This window comes from Ruegeria sp. I1, from assembly GCF_056532675.1.
In genome coordinates this window covers 1-17,881 of record NZ_JBQFNM010000005.1, presented here as the reverse complement: position 1 = coordinate 17,881, position 17,881 = coordinate 1, and the positions used below count along the sequence as shown (strand labels likewise).

Annotated in this window: 18 protein-coding genes and 1 pseudogene; 9 read left to right on the top strand and 10 right to left on the bottom strand. The window is 57.5% G+C overall.

The features are described 5' to 3' along the window. Nucleotides 1–16: 16 nt before the first annotated feature. The 5 genes from ACR0DH_RS10620 to ACR0DH_RS10600 all read right to left on the bottom strand — a co-directional run bounded on the left by ACR0DH_RS10620 (nucleotide 17) and on the right by ACR0DH_RS10600 (nucleotide 6,510). The gene (locus ACR0DH_RS10620) at nucleotides 17–1,393 is read right to left on the bottom strand and encodes a TRAP transporter large permease (RefSeq protein ID WP_170537003.1); all 1,377 of its coding nucleotides are present in this window, start codon (nucleotides 1,391–1,393) and stop codon (nucleotides 17–19) included. After that, on the bottom strand, nucleotides 1,393–2,070 hold the full coding sequence (locus ACR0DH_RS10615; protein WP_480549424.1) for a TRAP transporter small permease: 678 nt from the start codon (nucleotides 2,068–2,070) through the stop codon (nucleotides 1,393–1,395). The genes ACR0DH_RS10620 and ACR0DH_RS10615 overlap by 1 nt, the downstream gene beginning before the upstream one ends. Nucleotides 2,071–2,183: 113 nt before the next feature. After that, nucleotides 2,184–3,185 carry a DctP family TRAP transporter solute-binding subunit gene (locus tag ACR0DH_RS10610; protein ID WP_480549426.1) on the bottom strand — a complete coding sequence of 334 codons (1,002 nt, stop codon included), beginning with the start codon at nucleotides 3,183–3,185 and terminating at the stop codon, nucleotides 2,184–2,186. Between the two features lie 365 nt (nucleotides 3,186–3,550). Beyond that, a complete protein-coding gene (locus ACR0DH_RS10605; RefSeq protein ID WP_480549428.1) occupies nucleotides 3,551–4,780 on the bottom strand; it encodes a sigma-54-dependent transcriptional regulator in 1,230 nt (409 codons plus the stop codon). Then, nucleotides 4,777–6,510 (bottom strand): sensor histidine kinase, encoded by a 1,734-nt coding sequence (locus ACR0DH_RS10600; RefSeq protein WP_480549430.1) that lies wholly within the window; start codon nucleotides 6,508–6,510, stop codon nucleotides 4,777–4,779. The genes ACR0DH_RS10605 and ACR0DH_RS10600 overlap by 4 nt, the downstream gene beginning before the upstream one ends. A 47-nt stretch (nucleotides 6,511–6,557) precedes the next feature. On the opposite strand from ACR0DH_RS10600, the gene ACR0DH_RS10595 reads away from it, so the two are divergent. Next, the gene (locus ACR0DH_RS10595; RefSeq protein ID WP_480549453.1) at nucleotides 6,558–7,739 is read left to right on the top strand and encodes a cytochrome P450; all 1,182 of its coding nucleotides are present in this window, start codon (nucleotides 6,558–6,560) and stop codon (nucleotides 7,737–7,739) included. Between the two features lie 136 nt (nucleotides 7,740–7,875). Here the strand turns inward: ACR0DH_RS10595 and ACR0DH_RS10590 are convergent, their stop codons facing one another. Further along, entirely contained in the window at nucleotides 7,876–8,355 is a 480-nt protein-coding gene (locus tag ACR0DH_RS10590; RefSeq protein ID WP_480541706.1) for an Lrp/AsnC family transcriptional regulator, read from the bottom strand. A 90-nt stretch (nucleotides 8,356–8,445) separates the two neighbouring features. On the opposite strand from ACR0DH_RS10590, the gene cobA reads away from it, so the two are divergent. The 7 genes from cobA to infC all read left to right on the top strand — a co-directional run bounded on the left by cobA (nucleotide 8,446) and on the right by infC (nucleotide 14,132). Beyond that, nucleotides 8,446–9,267, top strand: coding sequence for a uroporphyrinogen-III C-methyltransferase (gene cobA, locus ACR0DH_RS10585; RefSeq protein WP_480549431.1), 822 nt, complete (start codon nucleotides 8,446–8,448; stop codon nucleotides 9,265–9,267). Continuing rightward, nucleotides 9,267–9,581, top strand: a complete 315-nt coding sequence (locus ACR0DH_RS10580; RefSeq protein ID WP_170537020.1) for a DUF2849 domain-containing protein — start codon at nucleotides 9,267–9,269, stop codon at nucleotides 9,579–9,581. Before cobA ends, ACR0DH_RS10580 begins: the two co-directional genes overlap by 1 nt. A gap of 66 nt (nucleotides 9,582–9,647) precedes the next feature. Continuing rightward, complete coding sequence (locus tag ACR0DH_RS10575; protein ID WP_480549433.1) at nucleotides 9,648–11,312, top strand: nitrite/sulfite reductase; 1,665 nt, start codon at nucleotides 9,648–9,650, stop codon at nucleotides 11,310–11,312. Further along, a complete protein-coding gene (locus ACR0DH_RS10570) occupies nucleotides 11,302–12,063 on the top strand; it encodes a phosphoadenylyl-sulfate reductase (protein ID WP_480549435.1) in 762 nt (253 codons plus the stop codon). The genes ACR0DH_RS10575 and ACR0DH_RS10570 overlap by 11 nt, the downstream gene beginning before the upstream one ends. After that, nucleotides 12,060–12,467: a DUF934 domain-containing protein gene (locus ACR0DH_RS10565; RefSeq protein WP_480541713.1), complete on the top strand. Its 408-nt coding sequence runs from the start codon at nucleotides 12,060–12,062 to the stop codon at nucleotides 12,465–12,467. Before ACR0DH_RS10570 ends, ACR0DH_RS10565 begins: the two co-directional genes overlap by 4 nt. A gap of 106 nt (nucleotides 12,468–12,573) precedes the next feature. Beyond that, nucleotides 12,574–13,425 (top strand): ferredoxin--NADP reductase, encoded by an 852-nt coding sequence (locus tag ACR0DH_RS10560; RefSeq protein WP_170537027.1) that lies wholly within the window; start codon nucleotides 12,574–12,576, stop codon nucleotides 13,423–13,425. A gap of 116 nt (nucleotides 13,426–13,541) precedes the next feature. Beyond that, entirely contained in the window at nucleotides 13,542–14,132 is a 591-nt protein-coding gene (gene infC, locus ACR0DH_RS10555) for a translation initiation factor IF-3 (protein WP_425328970.1), read from the top strand. Between the two features lie 51 nt (nucleotides 14,133–14,183). Here infC and ACR0DH_RS10550 read toward each other — a convergent pair whose 3' ends face one another. From ACR0DH_RS10550 to ACR0DH_RS10540, 3 genes are all read right to left on the bottom strand, one after another. After that, on the bottom strand, nucleotides 14,184–14,573 hold the full coding sequence (locus ACR0DH_RS10550) for a hypothetical protein (RefSeq protein ID WP_480549437.1): 390 nt from the start codon (nucleotides 14,571–14,573) through the stop codon (nucleotides 14,184–14,186). Nucleotides 14,574–14,651: 78 nt separating this feature from the next. Continuing rightward, complete coding sequence (locus tag ACR0DH_RS10545; RefSeq protein WP_480549439.1) at nucleotides 14,652–15,968, bottom strand: aspartate aminotransferase family protein; 1,317 nt, start codon at nucleotides 15,966–15,968, stop codon at nucleotides 14,652–14,654. Further along, the gene (locus tag ACR0DH_RS10540) at nucleotides 15,965–16,717 is read right to left on the bottom strand and encodes a beta-keto acid cleavage family enzyme (protein WP_480549441.1); all 753 of its coding nucleotides are present in this window, start codon (nucleotides 16,715–16,717) and stop codon (nucleotides 15,965–15,967) included. Before ACR0DH_RS10540 ends, ACR0DH_RS10545 begins: the two co-directional genes overlap by 4 nt. A gap of 143 nt (nucleotides 16,718–16,860) precedes the next feature. On the opposite strand from ACR0DH_RS10540, the gene ACR0DH_RS10535 reads away from it, so the two are divergent. Continuing rightward, nucleotides 16,861–17,706 carry a MurR/RpiR family transcriptional regulator gene (locus ACR0DH_RS10535; protein ID WP_480549443.1) on the top strand — a complete coding sequence of 282 codons (846 nt, stop codon included), beginning with the start codon at nucleotides 16,861–16,863 and terminating at the stop codon, nucleotides 17,704–17,706. A 45-nt stretch (nucleotides 17,707–17,751) separates the two neighbouring features. Here the strand turns inward: ACR0DH_RS10535 and ACR0DH_RS10530 are convergent. Then, nucleotides 17,752–17,881 (bottom strand): annotated as a pseudogene (locus tag ACR0DH_RS10530) (FAD binding domain-containing protein); the annotation flags it as partial.

Sequence of the window (17,881 nt, the reverse complement as noted above, 5' to 3'; positions counted from 1 at the left end):
CCCGGCCAGCCACACGCTAGTTCGTTATGATTTCAGGCCCCATGACCGAGTTCGGCAGGAAGGTCGAAATCCACGGGATATACGTCACCATGATTAGGAAGACGAACAGCACCGCCAGGAAGGGCAGCGCAGCCTTCACGACACCCATCATCGGCATGCCGGCAACGCCGGACGTCACGAACAGGTTCAGCCCAACCGGCGGTGTGATCATCCCAATCTCCATGTTCACCACCATGATGATGCCCAAATGGATCGGGTCGATGCCCAGTTCGATTGCAATCGGGAACACCAGAGGTGCAACGATCACCAACAGACCTGAAGGTTCCATGAACTGACCACCGATCAGCAGAATCACATTCACCACGATCAGGAAGGTTACAGGACCCAGCCCAGCAGACAACATCGCCTCGGCAATGTGCTGTGGCACCTGTTCGTCGGTCAAAACATGCTTCAGGATCAGCGCATTGGCGATGACGAACAGCAGCGTGACGGTCAGCTTACCAGCCTCGAACAGCGTGTGCTTGGTGTCAGGATGGAAGAACGCTGTGATCAGCGCGTGGGGTTTCTTGAACAGCGAGATATTCGCAGTCCCTTCTTCCGTGCTGAGCGGCCCCATATCCTTGTAGACAAAGCTGGCAATCAGGAAGGCGTAGACAGCGGCCACGGCTGCGGCCTCGGTTGGTGTGAAGATACCACCATAGATACCGCCCAGGATGATTACGATCAGGAACAGGCCCCAACCAGCCTCGCGCGCCGAGACGAAGATTTCGCCCCAGCCCTTCCAATCGCCCTTCGGCAGGTTCTTAACCTTGGCCATGACATAGATGGTGATCATCAGCATCAGACCGGCCATCAGGCCCGGAATAACACCCGCCAGGAACATCCGCCCGACCGAAACCTCGACGGCCGCGGCGTAGACCACCATCACAATCGACGGCGGGATCAGAATGCCCAGAGTGCCCGCGTTACAGATCACACCGGCGGCGAATTCCTTGGAATAACCCACCTGACGCATCCCGGCGATCACGATGGAGCCGATGGCCACAACGGTCGCCGGGGACGACCCGGACAGTGCTGCAAACAGCATACAGGCGAAAACACCCGCGATTGCCAGACCGCCCGGCAAATGCCCCACGCACGCAATCGAGAACCGGATGATCCGTCGCGCCACGCCACCCGTCGTCATGAAGGACGAGGCCAGAATGAAGAAGGGGATCGCAAGAAGGGTAAAGTGCCCCTCGAACGCCTCAAACAGTGTTCCTGCGACCGAAGCCAATGAACTGTCGGAATAGATCAGCAGGAACAGGGTCGAGCTGAGGCCCAAAGCCACGGCAATCGGAACACCGATCAGCAGGAGGCCAATGACCATTGAAAAGAGAAGTACGACGTCCATTAGTTGTGCTCTCCTTGCTGAGCCCGGACCTCTTCGATCTCGTCCTCGACCTCGTGACTGGCGACCAGGCGGTCGGTCTCACCACGCCAGATCTGAACGGCGACTTGCGCAAAGCGGATCACCAGCAGCAGCATCGAAAGGGGTAGGATGAAGTAAGGAACGACCTTGGGTAGTTTTTCGTAGTATTCGCCGTAGTTGATCAGGCCCTCCAGAAACCGCAGCGGAGCGATCATCGGGATATCGTCAACTTCGTAAAAGCTTTGACTGCGCGCATCAAAATTCAGACCCGTGGGAAACCAGCGGCCTGATGTGGGCGGCAAATCCGCGAACACTGCCCAGTAGTCATAGGCCCCTTTGAGCAGCAAAAGCGAGAAAACCAGACAACAGGCGACGGCAATCAGCGCCAATATGCGACGCGGTCCAGGGGCCAGCATGTTCAGGATCGCATCAACGCCCAGATGCGCGTGCTTTTTTACCGCATAAGAGGCGCCCAGCAGAACCAGCCAGCCGAACATGAACACTGTCAGCTCCAGCGCCCATAGAATGTTGGAATTAAAGAAGAACCGAGCGATCACATTGGCAAACGTCACGGCCGTCATCAGGCCCAGCAGCAATGCAATCAGGGTTTCTTCGATATGGTCGACCAGCCCGGTCGGGCCGGATTTCGCACCAGACATCTTTCTGTCCCCGCAATTTTTTGTGATGAGAGTAATAGCGGGCGGGCTTTCACAGCCCGCCCGGCCTGCGCGTCGAATACTCCCCAGTCCCCCGACGCGTGGCCCGATCCGGATCAGAACCCGGCGTTGATCGCCTGAGCAGCGTCGATCTTGTCCTGACCGACGTCACCAGCGAATTGATCCCAAACAGGCTTCATCGCATCGACCCAGGCTTGACGCTGTTCAGGTGTCAGATCGCGGATGATGCCGCCTGCGTCGGTGATCGAGGCTTTGGCCGCTTCGTTCACTGCGAAGGCTTCTTTGTTCCGCTGCTCGGTCACTTCAGCCAAAATTGTCGTGAATTGGTCACGCACTTCCGGGTCCAGGCTGTCCAGCCAGTCCACCGAGGTCACGACCAGATAGTCGATGATGCCGTGATTGGTCTCGGTGATGCCGTCCTGCACCTCAAAGAACTTCTTGCCGTAGATGTTGGACCAGGTGTTCTCCTGCCCGTCCACAACGCCCTGCTGCAGCGCGCCATAGACTTCCGAGAAGGCCATTTTCTGTGGGCTGCCACCAATGGCTTCCATCTGAGCAACCAGAACGTCCGAAGATTGTACGCGGAACTTCAGGCCATCTGCATCGGACGGATCAACCAAAGGCTTGTTGGCCGACATCTGCTTCATGCCATTGTGCCAGAAGGCCAGCCCCTGCAGGCCACGGCGCTGCATGCTGTCTTTCATCGCCTGACCATCTGCTGATGCCTGGAACGCATCCACAGCATCGATGTTCTTGAACATGAACGGCAGGTCAAACAGGCGGAACTGCTTGGTGAATTTCTCGAACTTCGACAGCGATGGCGCGGCCAATTGCACATCGCCCTGCAGCATCGCCTCAAGCACTTTGTCATCGTTGTAGAGGGTGGAGTTCGGATAGACCTCCATGCACATCACGCCCTGCATCTCGTCATTGACGCGCTGCTCCAGCAGCGAGGCAGCGATGCCCTTGGGGTGTTTGTCGGTGTTGGTCACATGCGCGAATTTGACGACAATCTCGCCGTCATCACAGGCCGCCATGCCTGCTGTAGCGGTTACCGTAAGCGCCATCGCCGTTGCGGCGGTTGCTAGAAATTTCATCTGTCTTCCTCCCTGACTTCAAAACAGTTCAATAGGTGCCACACGGGCACCGCATGCCCGGCAGTCAAACGAATCAACTCTAACGGCACAACGATTTGATCGATTATAGCCGGCCCTCTATTTTTACTATGGATAACAATGCTTTACACTTCACTCCAAACCACTTCTTTAGACACGGCAACTCGCTTGTGCGAAAATCCGCACATCAAAATTCTTGTATGTGCGGATTTTCGCACGGTATTCGAATCAAATGGTACGAATCGCGTTTGATCCCCAAACGCACCGACCGCAGCCCGCTCCAGCGGGCTGCCCGACCCAACAACTTGCCCGCATGATATGCGGGTTAAGCTGGCGGGAGTATCTGCTTATCTTCGGTAGTCTTCCGGTTTGATCTGGTACCGCGCGAGTTTGTCATAAAACGTCTTGCGTGGCAGTTTTAGTGCCTTTGCCGCGTCCGAGGCTTTGCCATTGTGCCGCCCTAACGCAGCGATCAGCAACGATCGTTCGACCCGCGCCATCTGATCGCTGAGCCCAAGCTCAGCCGCTTGCGCCACATCGTCCGGCATCCCCAGAACAAAACGCATCGCTGCCGACATCAGAGACCGCGCATTGCCCGGCCAATCACGCGCCATCAGCGAGGCAAGGTGTTCCGAGGTGATCTCTGGCTCGGGAATGCCTGCCTGTTCAGCCGCTTGCGCGACATAGTGGCGGAAGATGACAGGAATGTCCTCGGGCCGTTCTGCCAGTGACGGAATACGCACCCGCATCACATCCAACCGATAGAAGAGATCGGCGTTGAATTGACCCTGGTCTGAAAGCGCTGACAGATCAGCCGTTGTTCCCGCGATAATCCGCGTCTCAGTGCCCTGTTCCATCAGCTCAAGCGCGGCGTATTGGGTTGCCACCGGCAGCGCCGATATCTCGTCCAGAAACAACGACCCGCCGACAGCAGAAGCAGCACTTTGCGCCAGATCATCAGCGCTCAGCCCCGAGGCTGGGCGTTTCACAAACGATCCCTGGGCAACGGGCGACATCAGATGCACCACCTCCGCGACCTTGGATATGCCGCTACCCGGTGGACCGGTCACCAAAACCTCGGCGCCGGTCATTGCAACATTGCGAACCCGGTCACGCAAAGCCGCTGCCTGCGCGGACAAACCAAACAGCAGCCGTGCCGCTGGGTCGCCACGCTCCAACTCGGTTTTTAGCGCACGCTCACGCAGAACTTCACAGCGTGCCGAAAATGCGCGTTCGAGCACGGTCAGCAAATCAGCAGCGGCGCAGGGCTTCTCCAGAAAATCGAAAGCACCCTGCCCCATGGCTTTTACTGCCATCGGAATATCGCCTTCACCTGTCAGCAGGACAACCGGCAGGTCTGGGTCAATCTCATGCGCATAGGCCAACAGATGAAACCCATCCCGCCCCGGCATTCTAATATCTGACAGGATCACACCCGGAAAATCGGCGCGTATATGATCCTTGGCTGCCACAAACGATCCCACGGACAGAGGCTCACATTCTGCCAGCTCCAGCGTCTGTGACAACGCCTCGCGCACCGCCGCGTCATCGTCCACCAAAAGCACTTTGCGCGTCATGCCACCTTACCCTCTGCAAAATGCTCCAGTTCCACGCTGAATACAGCACCACCTTCCGCGTTCGCACCCCGGATATTGCCGCCAAAGCTTTGCACCAATCCGTAAGAGATCGACAGCCCAAGCCCCAAACCTTCGGACGAGCCTACAGATTTTGTAGTGTAAAAGGGTTCAAACAGCTTGTCCGGATCTTCGATCCCCGGGCCTGTATCGCGGATGAACACAACCAGACGATCCCCGTTATCGATCTGAATACTGATCCGTTTGTCCACCTGACCGTCCATGGCATCGATAGCGTTGTTGATCAGATTCACAAAAACCTGCGCCAGACGGACCTCTCCACCCCAGGCGTTCGCGGGATGTGAGGGAGGCGACCAGTCTAGTGTCACCTGCTCCTCTCGCAGGCGAGGCTCGGTCAGTTCGATTGCCGACTGGATGACCTGCACCAGATCGACCTTCCCCATAGGCTCGCTCTCATTACGAGCAAAAGCCCTGAGGTTCTTGATGATCCGCGCCATGCGTGCCGCCATTTCTGAGATACGCCCGAGGTTTTTCCCGGCTTTTTCGCCCTGCCCGCGCTCCATATAAGCCGCGCCATTGTCCGCAAATTGCTGGATTGCCATCAACGGTTGGTTCAACTCATGACTGATGCCTGCCGACATCTGACCCAAAGCGCTGAGCTTGCCGGCCTGAACCAAATCTGCCTGAGCCTTTTTCAGTGCCGCTTCGGCCTCCTGCCGCTCTGCCACTTCGCGCCGCAAAGCGGTATTGGCCGTGGTCAGGTCACGCGTTCGTTTCGCCACGCGGCCTTCCAGCACCGCATTTGCCTCGGCCAGCGTGCGCCGCCGCTCGGTTGCAAGAAACAGCAAGGCTCCAAAGGCCAGACAGATGGCTGCAACCGCCGCCGCCTGCAGCCCAGCCAAACGCCGCGCCGGGGCCACATCCACCAGCACCTCGGCCGTCATGTCGATCACCGGCAGATCAAGTGTCAGATGCAAAGCCCGCCGAGGCAGGTAACGACCCCAGTTCAACGACCACAACTCATGCCCATCCACCCAAGACGTGGCAAAATCAATCGGGGTCCCATCGGGCGGTGTGAGCCCCCGTTGCCCCTCGACACGTGACCAGAACAAAAGATCGGACCGGTTTGAGATAAAGACGACTCCGTCATTGTCCACAAAAAATACCGCCTCGGTACTGCCGCGCCAGGTCTGTTCCACATCCTGCACATCCGCGACAACCATCAGGGCGCCGACAACCTGCCCGGCGGGGCCAAAACTGGGCGCAGCATAGGAATAGATCCTGTTTCCGCTGTCCGGCTCAACCCCATGCGCGCTGCCCATGGCCCCCTGCAGGGCACGCTTGAAGGCTGGATGCTCGGCCATATTACGCGGCCCCACGGGCTTTGCGGATGCCAGAACCAGGCCAGACCGTTCCAGATAAATCATGTTGATTGCAGCCGTCTTGTCCGCCACATCCAGCAGCATCAGACGTGCCGCCAGTTCTTGCTCAGGGGTACTGAGCTCTTGCAGCGTCGGATGGTTCGCCATCAGGACAGCAAGCTCTTGATAGACCTGCATCTGCGTACTCAACCGGTCAGCCGCCAATTCAAGATCGGCCTCAGCCTTTTGACTCAGCTGCGACAGGGCCTGCCGATACCCATAAGACCACACAGCCGTCGATAGCAAACCAACCGCCAACAGGAATCCAGCAATTACCCAAAGCCTCTGCATGACATAGGGTCTTGCATTCACCACGCCCGATGGCAAGTCTGCGCGACATGAAGACCCTGTCACAATCCCCGACCGACGTCGCTTTTGTCCAAAACCCGTACCCGTTCTACGACACGGCCCGCGCCTGTGGCGATCTATTCTATTGGGAGGACTACCGGATTGTCGCGGCAGTCTCACACAAAGCTGTGCAGGCGCTGTTTCGTGACAGACGATTTGGCCGTGAAGTTCCACTCGAACACGCCCAACCCGCGCCAGATCATCTGGCCCCGTGGCTTGCGGTCGAAGCGCATTCGCTGCTCGAAACTGAACCGCCCCGCCACACGCGCCTGCGCGCTTTGGTTACCCGCGCCTTTACCTCTCGGGCTATTACCAGCCTTGCGCCTTCCATCGAAACGCTCTGCCATGAACTGATCGATCACTTTCCTGATACGCCGTTCGACCTGCTGCAGGCTTACTGCACCCAAGTTCCGGTCATCACAATCTGCCGCCTTCTCGGTGTACCCGAGGCAATGGCCCCAGATCTTCTGCGCTGGTCCCATGACATGGTCGCCATGTACCAGGCCAGCCGAACGATCGAAACAGAACATCGGGCGGCGCAATCCTCGCGCGAGTTTGCCAATTTCCTTCTGGGCTACATCGATCAACGACGCTCGGACCCGCGCGATGATCTGATCACCCGCCTGATTGCAGCTGAGGAGGAAGGAGAGAAACTCTCGACGGATGAACTGGTCTCGACCTGTATCCTGCTTTTGAACGCCGGGCATGAGGCAACGGTGCATTCGCTCGGCAATGGGGTAAAAACTCTACTACAAACTCAAACCGCCCCGACTGCGCTCGCATCTGATGCCATAGACTCCACGGTCGAAGAAATCCTGCGCTACGACCCGCCCCTACATATGTTCACACGCTACGCCTATGAAGACATCGAGGTCTTCGGTCACCCATTCAAACGCGGCGATCAGCTGGCATTGCTGCTCGGGGCGGCCAATCGAGACCCCGCGGTTTGGCCTGATCCAACCCTCTTCGATCCAACTCGGCCCGTCCAAACCAATTCCAGCTTTGGGGGCGGTCTTCACTTCTGCGTCGGCGCGCCGCTCGCCCGGCTTGAAATGCGCATCGCCTTGCCAATCTTGTTCGACAAATGCCCCGATTTGCAATTGACCGAACCTCCGCAATTTTCAAACAGCTACCATTTCCACGGCTTGGAAAAACTGATGGTTCAATACTGAATCGCGCGTGCCGCGCGATGCCTCCGGCGGGGATATTTTTTGGCCAGATGAACAGGGGATCCAGACTTCATCTGGCCCAAAGTATCCCGGGGGAGTCGCCCCGTTAGGGGCGGCGGGGGCAGAGCCCCCTAGCAGCTTAATCGACCGCCAATGCGTTCAAGGGAAGCATTGTTGTTGATTTTATCTCTTCCATCGACAACAGCGCAGTGACGTTGTGCACACGCACTTCAGCGATCAGGGATTGATAGAACTGATCATAGGCACGGGCATTTTTAACCCGAACCTTCAGGATGTAATCGATATCCCCAGCTAGGCGGTGCGCCTCTTGCACTTCGGGCTGATCCCGTAGCGCTTTCAGGAACTTGCGCTGCCAGTCTGCCTCATGCTCCGAGGTCCGGATCAGAACAAAGAATGTTGCCTCAAAACCCAACGCCTCAGCATCCAGCAAAACCGTTTGCTGGCCAATAATGCCAGCACTTTTTAGTTTACGGATTCGATTCCAAACAGGCGTCTTGGAACTGCCTACATTGGCCGCTATTTCATCCAGCGACTGACTGGCATCGCGCTGCAACTCTGCCAAAATTTTCCGATCTGTGCTGTCTATCCGCACCGTCATTCCGGTTTTCCTTCGAATCTAGAACCTACGTCCCGCCATTTTCAATCATTAGAACATTTGTCCTTATTTGATCACCAATATGGCGCTTTGATGGGAATATTTCCTATATTGAGGGGCAAGTCAAACCACGCTCTGGACGATCTGATGCAGTTCGAACGCACAACAGGATATGTTGAATTTGTCGGCGCCGGGCCCGGCGATCCGGACCTGCTGACGCAAAAGGCCCTCAAAGCCTTTATGCGCGCTGATGTTGTCCTGCATGACCGACTGATCAGCGCAGAGATTCTGGCGCTTGCCGGTCAGACGGCAACTCTCGTCGATGTTGGAAAAGCCGGGTTTGGACCCTCCTGGAAACAGGAAGATATCGACGCGCTTCTGGTCGACTATGCGCTGAAAGGCAACCGCGTCGTGCGCCTCAAATCCGGTGACCCCACAGTGTTCGGGCGGCTGGATGAAGAAATCGACGCCGTCAATGCTGCTGGCATCCGTTGGAGCATCGTTCCGGGCATCACAGCCGCGTCTGCCGCTGTTGCAGGAATTGGCCAAAGTCTTACCCGCCGCGGTCGTAATTCTTCGGTTCGCTTTCTGACCGGGCATGACATGAAAGGCTTTGCCGATCACGATTGGTCTGCGCTTGCCCGCAATGGCTCGGTTGCCGCGATCTATATGGGCAAAAAATCCGCGCGTTTCATTCAGGGCCGTCTGATCATGCATGGCGCGGATCGCGCGACCCCGATCACATTGGTCGAAAACGCCTCGCGCCCGGATCAGCGCGTTCTGACCACTAACCTGGATCAATTGCCCACCGACCTGAGCGCCGCCGAACTGGATGGCCCGGTGCTGACATTCTATGGCCTTGCCCCGCGTCAAGCAGCTGAGGCCCTGACCGAATTCAATAAGGAGCTTGCCTGATGGCCCGCGCTTTTACCCCCAAAGTTGTCACCGCCAATGACCTGTTGGAAGGCGATGTGATCTATCAGACCGAGGATGACCGCTGGTCGCGTGAGCTGTCAGAGGCCGAGCTGATCACCGATGAGGCCCACGCGCAGGTGCGTCTGCTGGATGCGGCGCGTCAGGCCAACAAGATTGTTGGCGCCTACCTGGCCGATGCGGTCGCAGGGGACAACGGCCCCGAACCCACCCATTTCCGTGAGGAGTTCCGCCGTACCGGACCTTCGAACTATGCCCATGGCAAGCAGGAAACTGAAACGCAGCCCCGGGCCTGATTTCCGGCCCTTCTCTCCCCCCTTCAAGGCCCCGGGTTTCGGGGCTGCAACTAAGGACAGCTAGATATGTATCGCTACTCCGAGTTCGACACAGCATTCCTGGCAGAGCGCAACAAACAGTTCCGCGCGCAGGTTGAGCGTCGTATTGACGGCTCGCTGACCGAAGATGAATTCAAACCCCTGCGCCTGATGAACGGCCTGTATCTGCAGCTGCACGCCTACATGCTGCGCGTCGCCATTCCCTATGGCACGCTGAACAGCGCGCAGATGCGCCAACTGGCTCTGCTGGCCGAGAAGTGGGACAAGGGCTATGGCCATTTCACCACCCGTCAGAACATCCAGTATAACTGGCCGAAACTGAACGACGTGCCCGATATGCTGGACGCGCTGGCCGAGGTTGGCATGCACGCCATCCAGACCTCGGGCAACACGATCCGCAACGTGACCGCCGACCATTTCGCCGGTGCCGCCGCGGATGAAATCGCCGACCCGCGCCCCTATGCAGAACTGCTGCGCCAGTGGTCCACCGACCACCCCGAGTTCCAGTTCATGCCGCGCAAGTTCAAGATCGCCATCACCGGCAGCGAAAATGATCGCGCCGTGATCAAAGCGCATGACATCGGCCTGCAACTGGTCGAGCGCGATGGCGTTTTGGGTGCCCGTGTCATCGTGGGTGGCGGCCTGGGCCGTACGCCGATGATCGGCAAGGAACTGTCCGAATTTGTCGCCTTTGACGACCTGCTGGCTTATCTTGAGGCCACCGTTTCCGTCTGGAACCAGATCGGCCGCCGCGACAACAAGTACAAAGCGCGCATCAAAATCACCGTGCATGAGCATGGCATCGACGCCATCCGCGCCAAAGTGAACGAGCGTTTCCTGCAGGTTCGCCCGCAGTTCAAGGGAGCCGACATGAACCTGCTGGAAGAGATCAAGGGTCACTTTGCAGCGCCTGATTTCCGTCAGGGCTCGGTTGCGTCGTTTGAAAGCGCCTATACCAACGATCCGGTCTTCCGCTCGTGGGTCGACACCAACATCGCGCCGCACAAGGATGCGAACCATGCGATCGTGACGATCTCGATTAAGAAGCACGGCCAGACGCCCGGCGATGCAACTGCCGAGCAGATGCGCGTGATGGCCGATCTGGCCGAGGAGTTCGCCTATGACGAACTGCGCATTAGCCATGAGCAGAACGTGATCCTGCCGCATGTCCACAAATCGGACCTGCCCGCGATCCATGCGAAGCTGAAGGAATACGACCTGGCCACAGCCAATATCGGCCTGATCAGCGACATCATCGCCTGCCCCGGCATGGATTACTGCGCGCTGGCGACGGCCCGCTCGATCCCGGTTGCGCAGGAAATCGCGACCCGGTTTGACGAGCTGAAGCTGGAGCATGATATCGGTCACCTGAAGATCAAGATCTCGGGCTGCATCAACGCATGTGGTCACCACCATGTGGGCCATATCGGCATTCTGGGTCTGGATCGCGCAGGCGTCGAAAACTACCAGATTACTCTGGGCGGTGACGCGACCGAAACAGCCGCCGTTGGCGACCGCACTGGTCCAGGCTTTGCCTATGACGAGATCGTGCCAGCCGTCGAACGCATCGTGGACACCTATCTGAACCAGCGTGAGAGCGCCGAAGAAACCTTCCTGGAAACATATCGCCGCGTCGGTATGGCTCCGTTCAAGGCGGCCCTCTACCCCGAGGTTCAGGCGAATGCCGCTTGACCTTATCCAGACGGAACTGGGTGCAGACAGGCGCGAACTGACCGACAAGGTTGACGCGCTGAACAACCGGTTCCGCCACCACAGCGCCCATGATGTCATGCATGGCGCAATCGAAGAGATCGACGAGCTTGCTCTGGTCTCAAGCTTTGGGGCGGAATCGGTGGTGTTGCTGCATATGGCGGCGGTGGTCGACAAGATGACCCCGGTGCTGTTTGTGGACACGCAGATGCTGTTCACCGAAACGCTGGAATACCAGCAGGAGGTCAGCGAGCGTCTGGGCCTGAAAAACGTTCATATCGTCCGCGCGGATGATCAGGACATTCAGCGGGAAGACCCCTATGGCGCGCTGCGCCTACGGGATACGGATGCGTGCTGCAACCTGCGCAAGACCTTCCCGCTGCAACAGGCATTGACCGGGTATTGCGGCTGGATTACCGGGCGCAAGAGATTCCAGTCCGGCACCCGCGCCGCGCTCGATTTCTTCGAGGTCGAAGACGGAACCGGCCGGATCAAGGTGAACCCCCTGGCCCATTGGGCGCCCGAAGACGTGCGGGCTTATATGGAAGAAAACAACCTGCCCCGGCATCCGCTGGTGGCCAAAGGATACCCTTCGATCGGCTGTGCGCCCTGCACCTCGCCGGTCAAAGAAGGCGAAGACCCCCGCGCCGGACGCTGGCGCGACCAGAGCAAGGAAGAATGCGGCATTCATTTTGTCGATGGCAAGATGGTGCGCGCCGGAGAGACAACATGAACGTAATCGTAAACGATGAGGGCTTTGCCCCCGATGACTGGACCGACGGGTTCGTCACACTGGAAGACGCCGCAAATGACGTTGTGGCGCTGGATGTGGCCTCGGACACCGACCCGGATGAGCTGATTGATCGCCTGGGCGGCGCCAAGATGGTACGCGTGGACTTTCCATCCTCGGCGGATGGGCGCGGCTTCACTATTGCTCGTGTTCTGCGCCTGAAAGGCTTTACTGGTCGTTTGCGCGCAAAGGGTCATGTCCTTGCAGACCAGTACGCCATGGCGCGTCGCAGCGGCTTTGACGAGGTTGAAATCGACAACGCACTGGCTGCCCGACAACCTGAAGATCAATGGCTGGCGCGTGCCGATTGGCAAGACAACAACTATCAGGCCCGCCTGCGCGGCTAAACCCGCCATCACCGGCCAACCAGAACCGGGGGCAATCTGTCCCCTTTTCCTGACCTGGATCAAAGATTAAACGGAGATGTCGGTTTAACAAACCGGCAGTGAAACGATGACAGAGATGAAACCCGTGAGTGAAGCAACCGCCGTAAAGGCCCCCGTTCTGCCCGACGCGCAGACCGTGACCGATGTGAAGCATTGGACCGACAGCCTGTTCTCGTTCAAAGTGTCGCGCCCGGCAACGCTGCGGTTCCGCTCGGGCGAGTTCGTGATGATCGGCCTGATGGGCGACCCGGACCCCAAGACCGGTCGTCAGAAGCCTTTGTTGCGCGCCTATTCGATCGCTTCGCCTTCGTGGGATGAAGAACTGGAATTCTATTCGATCAAGGTACAGAACGGCCCGCTGACATCGAAGCTGCAGCACATCAAACCGGGTGACCAGATCATCCTGCGGCCCAAGCCTGTTGGCACATTGGTCCATGACGCCCTGCTGCCTGGCAAGCGCCTGTGGTTCTTTGCCACCGGCACCGGCTTTGCCCCCTTCGCCTCACTGCTGCGCGAGCCGCAGACCTATGAGGACTACGATGAGATCATCATCACCCATACCTGCCGCGAAGTGGCCGAGTTGGAATATGGTCGTCAGCTGATCGAAAGCATCCGTCAAGACGAATTGCTGGCCGAGCTGATCGGCGAAGGCTTTGCCGACAAGATCCGCTACTACCCAACCACCACGCGGGAACAGAGTCCTAAGATGGGCCGCATTACCGAATTGCTGAAAGATGGCACCGTGTTTGCCGATCTGGGAATCGAGGGTGGCATCAAGCCGGAAACCGACCGTGCGATGGTCTGCGGTTCATTGGCTTTTAACCTGGATATCAAGGAAATCCTGGAAGGGTTTGGCCTGCGCGAGGGCGCAAACTCTGAACCCAAGGAATTCGTGATCGAAAAGGCATTTGTCGGCTGATCGACACGGCTGGCCGGACCTTTCCTGACCCGACCAGCCGATTCCCGCGATAATTCACGGGAATTTCCGACTAACAGGCGTTTATGCTGCTTGAAGTGCGGCCCCTCCCGGTCTAAATTCCGGGCTCGAAATTCTGCAATCATCAAAGGAATGAACCCATAGCTCGCAGACCCCACAACGCGCCGCCGCAGAGAGATACTGGACCGCGCGTCAATGACAAGATCCGTGCCCCCGAAATTCGCCTGATTGGCGCTGAAGGCGAAAATGTCGGGGTGGTTCATCCCGCCAAAGCCATGCAACTTGCTGACGAAGCTGGTCTCGACCTGGTCGAGATTTCGCCAAATGCGAATCCGCCGGTTTGCAAGATCATGGACTTCGGCAAGTTCAAATATGAAACGCAAAAGCGCGAAGCCGAAGCCCGTAAGAAGCAAAAAGTCATCGAGGTGAAAGAGGTCAAATTCCGGCCCAACACCGACACCCATGACTATGACGTCAAGATGCGCAATGTTTTCAAGTTTCTGGAAAACGGCGACAAGGTCAAAGTCACACTGCGTTTCCGCGGTCGTGAGATGGCACACCAGAACCTGGGCCGTGAGCTTCTGGAACGGGTGGCAGAAGACGTTAAGGAAATCGGCAAGATCGAAAACATGCCGAAGATGGAAGGCCGTCAGATGATCATGATGATCGGTCCGCTTCCACAGAAATAAAACCGGTTGCAGAAGCCCCCTTGATGCCAAGGGGGCTTTTTTGCGCGCGTATTACTGGCTTTTGCGGTCTTTGTTCCACAAAATCGCGTCTCGCAGGTCAAAGCCCAGCGAAACAAGATCGATCACCAGCAGCACCAGCAAAAACTGCGCGTAGATCGGCAGAAGATCGGTATGCGTGTTCAGAACGTAGACGATGATCAAAACCATCGGCGTCCAGAACAGCAGATGCGGAAGCGCCATGGCGCGCGACATACCACGCTCTGCCATCATGATCGGCAGGTTCAATGCCATCCCCAGAATGGCCAGCCCCGCAATCAACATCCCATAGGGCTGATCCAGAAACGCCAGCGGCACCAGATTGGCCGGAACAAGAACCACCGACATCCAAATCTGAACCCAGGCCGGAAGGTTTTGGAAGCTGATCCAGATATCTCTGAGCATTTTCAAGAGCCTTACCGTCTTTAGTTCAGGTCGACCTTAAACGCGTCTTCACTGGCTGAAAGGCCCCTCACAGAATTGTCAGAAGGACGCGTCCAACGCCGCCGAAAGCTTGGTGACCAACTCTTCAATCTGGGCCTCTTCGATGATGAAAGGTGGTGCCAGCAGGATGTGATCACCGGTTTTACCATCGCGGGTACCCGACATCGGATAACAAATCAGACCCTGGGCCAGCGCCGCTTTCTTAACCTTCCCAGCTAGCCCCAAAGATGGGTCAAACGGGGTTTTGGTCGCGCGATCAGCCACCAGTTCCAGCCCCCAGAACAGGCCTCTCCCGCGTATATCCCCCACATGAGGATGCTGACCAATGGCCGCGTTCAGCGCGGATTCCAGCTTCTCGCCCATCGCACCGGCACGTGTAGGTAGGTCTTTGGAGGTCAATTCCTGAACCACAGCCAAGGCGGCTGCGGTGGCGACGGGATGGCCGATATAAGTGTGGCCATGCTGAAAAAAGCCTGAACCGTCCCGAATGGCATCATAGATTTTACCGGTACACAACATCGCACCGATCGGTTGATATCCGGCCCCCAACCCTTTGGCAATGCACAATATATCCGGGCTAACCTGATCATGATCGCAGGCGAACAGATGGCCGGTTCGCCCCATTCCGCACATGACCTCATCCAAAATCAAAAGCACGCCATATTGATCGCAAATCTCCCGAATCCGCTGGAAATACCCCTCAACGGCTGGAACCGCCCCCAAGGTCGCACCCACCACCGGCTCTGCCATGAACGCCATCACCGTATCCGGGCCAAGGCGCAAAATTTCGGCCTCAAGCTCATTGGCGACGCGCTGACCATAATCAAAGCTACTCTCATTGTCGGGTCTTTCAGCATATTCGTAACAGGCCGCGATATGGGACATACCGATCAACATGGGTGCAAACTGCGCCCGGCGCCATTCATTGCCCCCCGCCGACAAGGCGCCCAACGTGTTGCCGTGGTAGCTCTGCTTGCGGGCAATCACATGGCGGCGTTCGGGCTGCCCGATCTCTAGATAGTACTGCCGTGCCAGTTTGATCGCAGCTTCGGTGGCCTCGGACCCACCCGATACAAAGTAAACCCGCTCCAAATCACCCGGGGCGTGTTTGATCAGCAAATCCGCCAGCTTTTCAGCCGGTTCCGAAGTCATAAACCCGCTATGCGCAAAGGCGATCTGTTCCACTTGCTGCTGCACGGCCTTAATAACCGCCGGGTTGGAATGGCCTAAGCAGGACACGGCCGCATCCCCACAATCCAGATAGCGCTTGCCGTCTGCGTCGATCAGGTAACACCCGTCTCCAGCAACCGCGACGGGCAAGGTGGATTTTGTATGGCGTGGAAACACGTGGCTCATTGGGAAGTTCCTTTAAGCAAAGCGATGAGTGCTGTGACCGAGGCTGCATTATCAGGCCAGGGCTGGCCTTCCGAATTTGTCAGGCTGTTTTCAAATCCAACCCGTAGATCACCGCCCTGTCGTGCCGCCTCAGCCAGGCACGCATGCTCCAGCGGCCCAAATGCGCACACCATCCACGGCGAAGTATCCTGAGGGAAGGATGCGATATCTTCGGTTGAGGAGATTTGATTGACTGTGTACCGCCCCAGCACCAGCAGGCGATCCACCTGCCCGTCTCGCACAACGCCAGTCTTCTGCCATGTCTTCAGCAGCGCCGCGTCGTCGGCGTCATACAGAATATGTTGCACCCGTGTGCCCTGATCATGACACAGCCCATAGACGCGTTCGGCCAGATCCGGCTGCCGGGCGATTTCTCGTACCGAGATGGAGGCCCATTTCGGTTGCACACGGCGCAAACACTCAAACTGCGCCTCAACATCATAGAGACCAGCCGCCTCAGTCGTGATCTGAACATCCATCTTAGGGAGCTGCCTGTTCAGCTCTGCGACCGCCTCAAGATATCGCGCTGCATCCAGCGAATGACGCCCATCCGCGTCCCGAATGTGAAGGTGCAGACCATCCGCCCCCGTCATATGACATGCCCGTGCGGTCGCTATGGTTTGCTCCAACGTAACCGGCAGCTTGGCGTGATCCTCAGGTCCACGCCGGGCACCATTCGGCGCGACTAGAATATAAGGGGTTGTGGCCACCGGACCCTCCGCAATTGCCTCAGCTCGACCTACTCTGATCCAGCTTGTTTTCAATTGGCAATATCGAAAACATATGTTTTCTTTGTCCAATGACCGATACGTATAGCCATTTGATCAGAACACTCCGGCACGACATTGATCACATGCCGCCACAACTGCAGGCGGCTGCGAAATATGTGATCGATCATCCCGGCGATTTCGGCCTTGATCCGATCCGCACAACGGCCCGGAAGATCGGCGTCAGTTCTAACGTTCTTGTCCGCCTTGCTCAACGGATGGGCTATGACGGCTACGACGCATTCCGCCACCCGTTTCGGCAAGCCCTGGTCACGGATGGAGAGGATCGCCTGCACCAGGATTGGTTATCGCTTCAATCGTCCGATGGGCCGTTCAGCGCGGCCCAAGCCGATTTTGCCCGCAATGAGTTGAACGTGGTCGCCCGATCCCTACGCCTTGTAGAACCTGAACGGGTCAAGGCCGCAACAGATCTCATTCTGAACACGCAACGGTGCTTTGTCACAGCAACACGGGCCAGCTATGCTCTGGCCTATTACTTTCATTATGCAGGTCGCATGGCCCATCCCGGATTGCAGCTGGTTCCCCGGCATATGGGCTCTGCTGCAGATGATCTGCTGGATGCGGGCAGCGGCGATTGCCTGCTGGCCATTACGGTCAGGCCCTATTCAGCCGAAACCATCCGCACCATGCGCTTTGCCGCTGGCAAGGGCATCCGGATCATCCTGATTTCAGATAGTGATGTGATCGCACCGGGAGTGCGCCCCGATATCAGCTTGCAGATCAGCACACGCTCAATGCACCATTTCTCTAGCTTTTCTGGGGCCATGGCGGTGCTGGAATGCCTGCTGAGCCATTTGTTTGCAGCGGGTGGTCAAGATGCCCTTCATCGAGTCGAGGCCTATGAGAAAGCCCGTGAAGACTCAGGCGCTTATTGGCAGCCGAAAAAATTGCCCAGACTACGCCGCACATGAAAAAGCCCCGGTTTTCACCGGGGCTTTGCTGTGTCTATTGGTTTTCTACAAACAAGCTTGGACGGCGCGTTTTGTCATGACGGCGACCAGATGTGCGCGGTAGTCTTTGCTGCCATGCAGGTCGGCGATCATGTTCATCGGGTTGACCTTCAGCCCCATCAACGCGTCGGCGCGG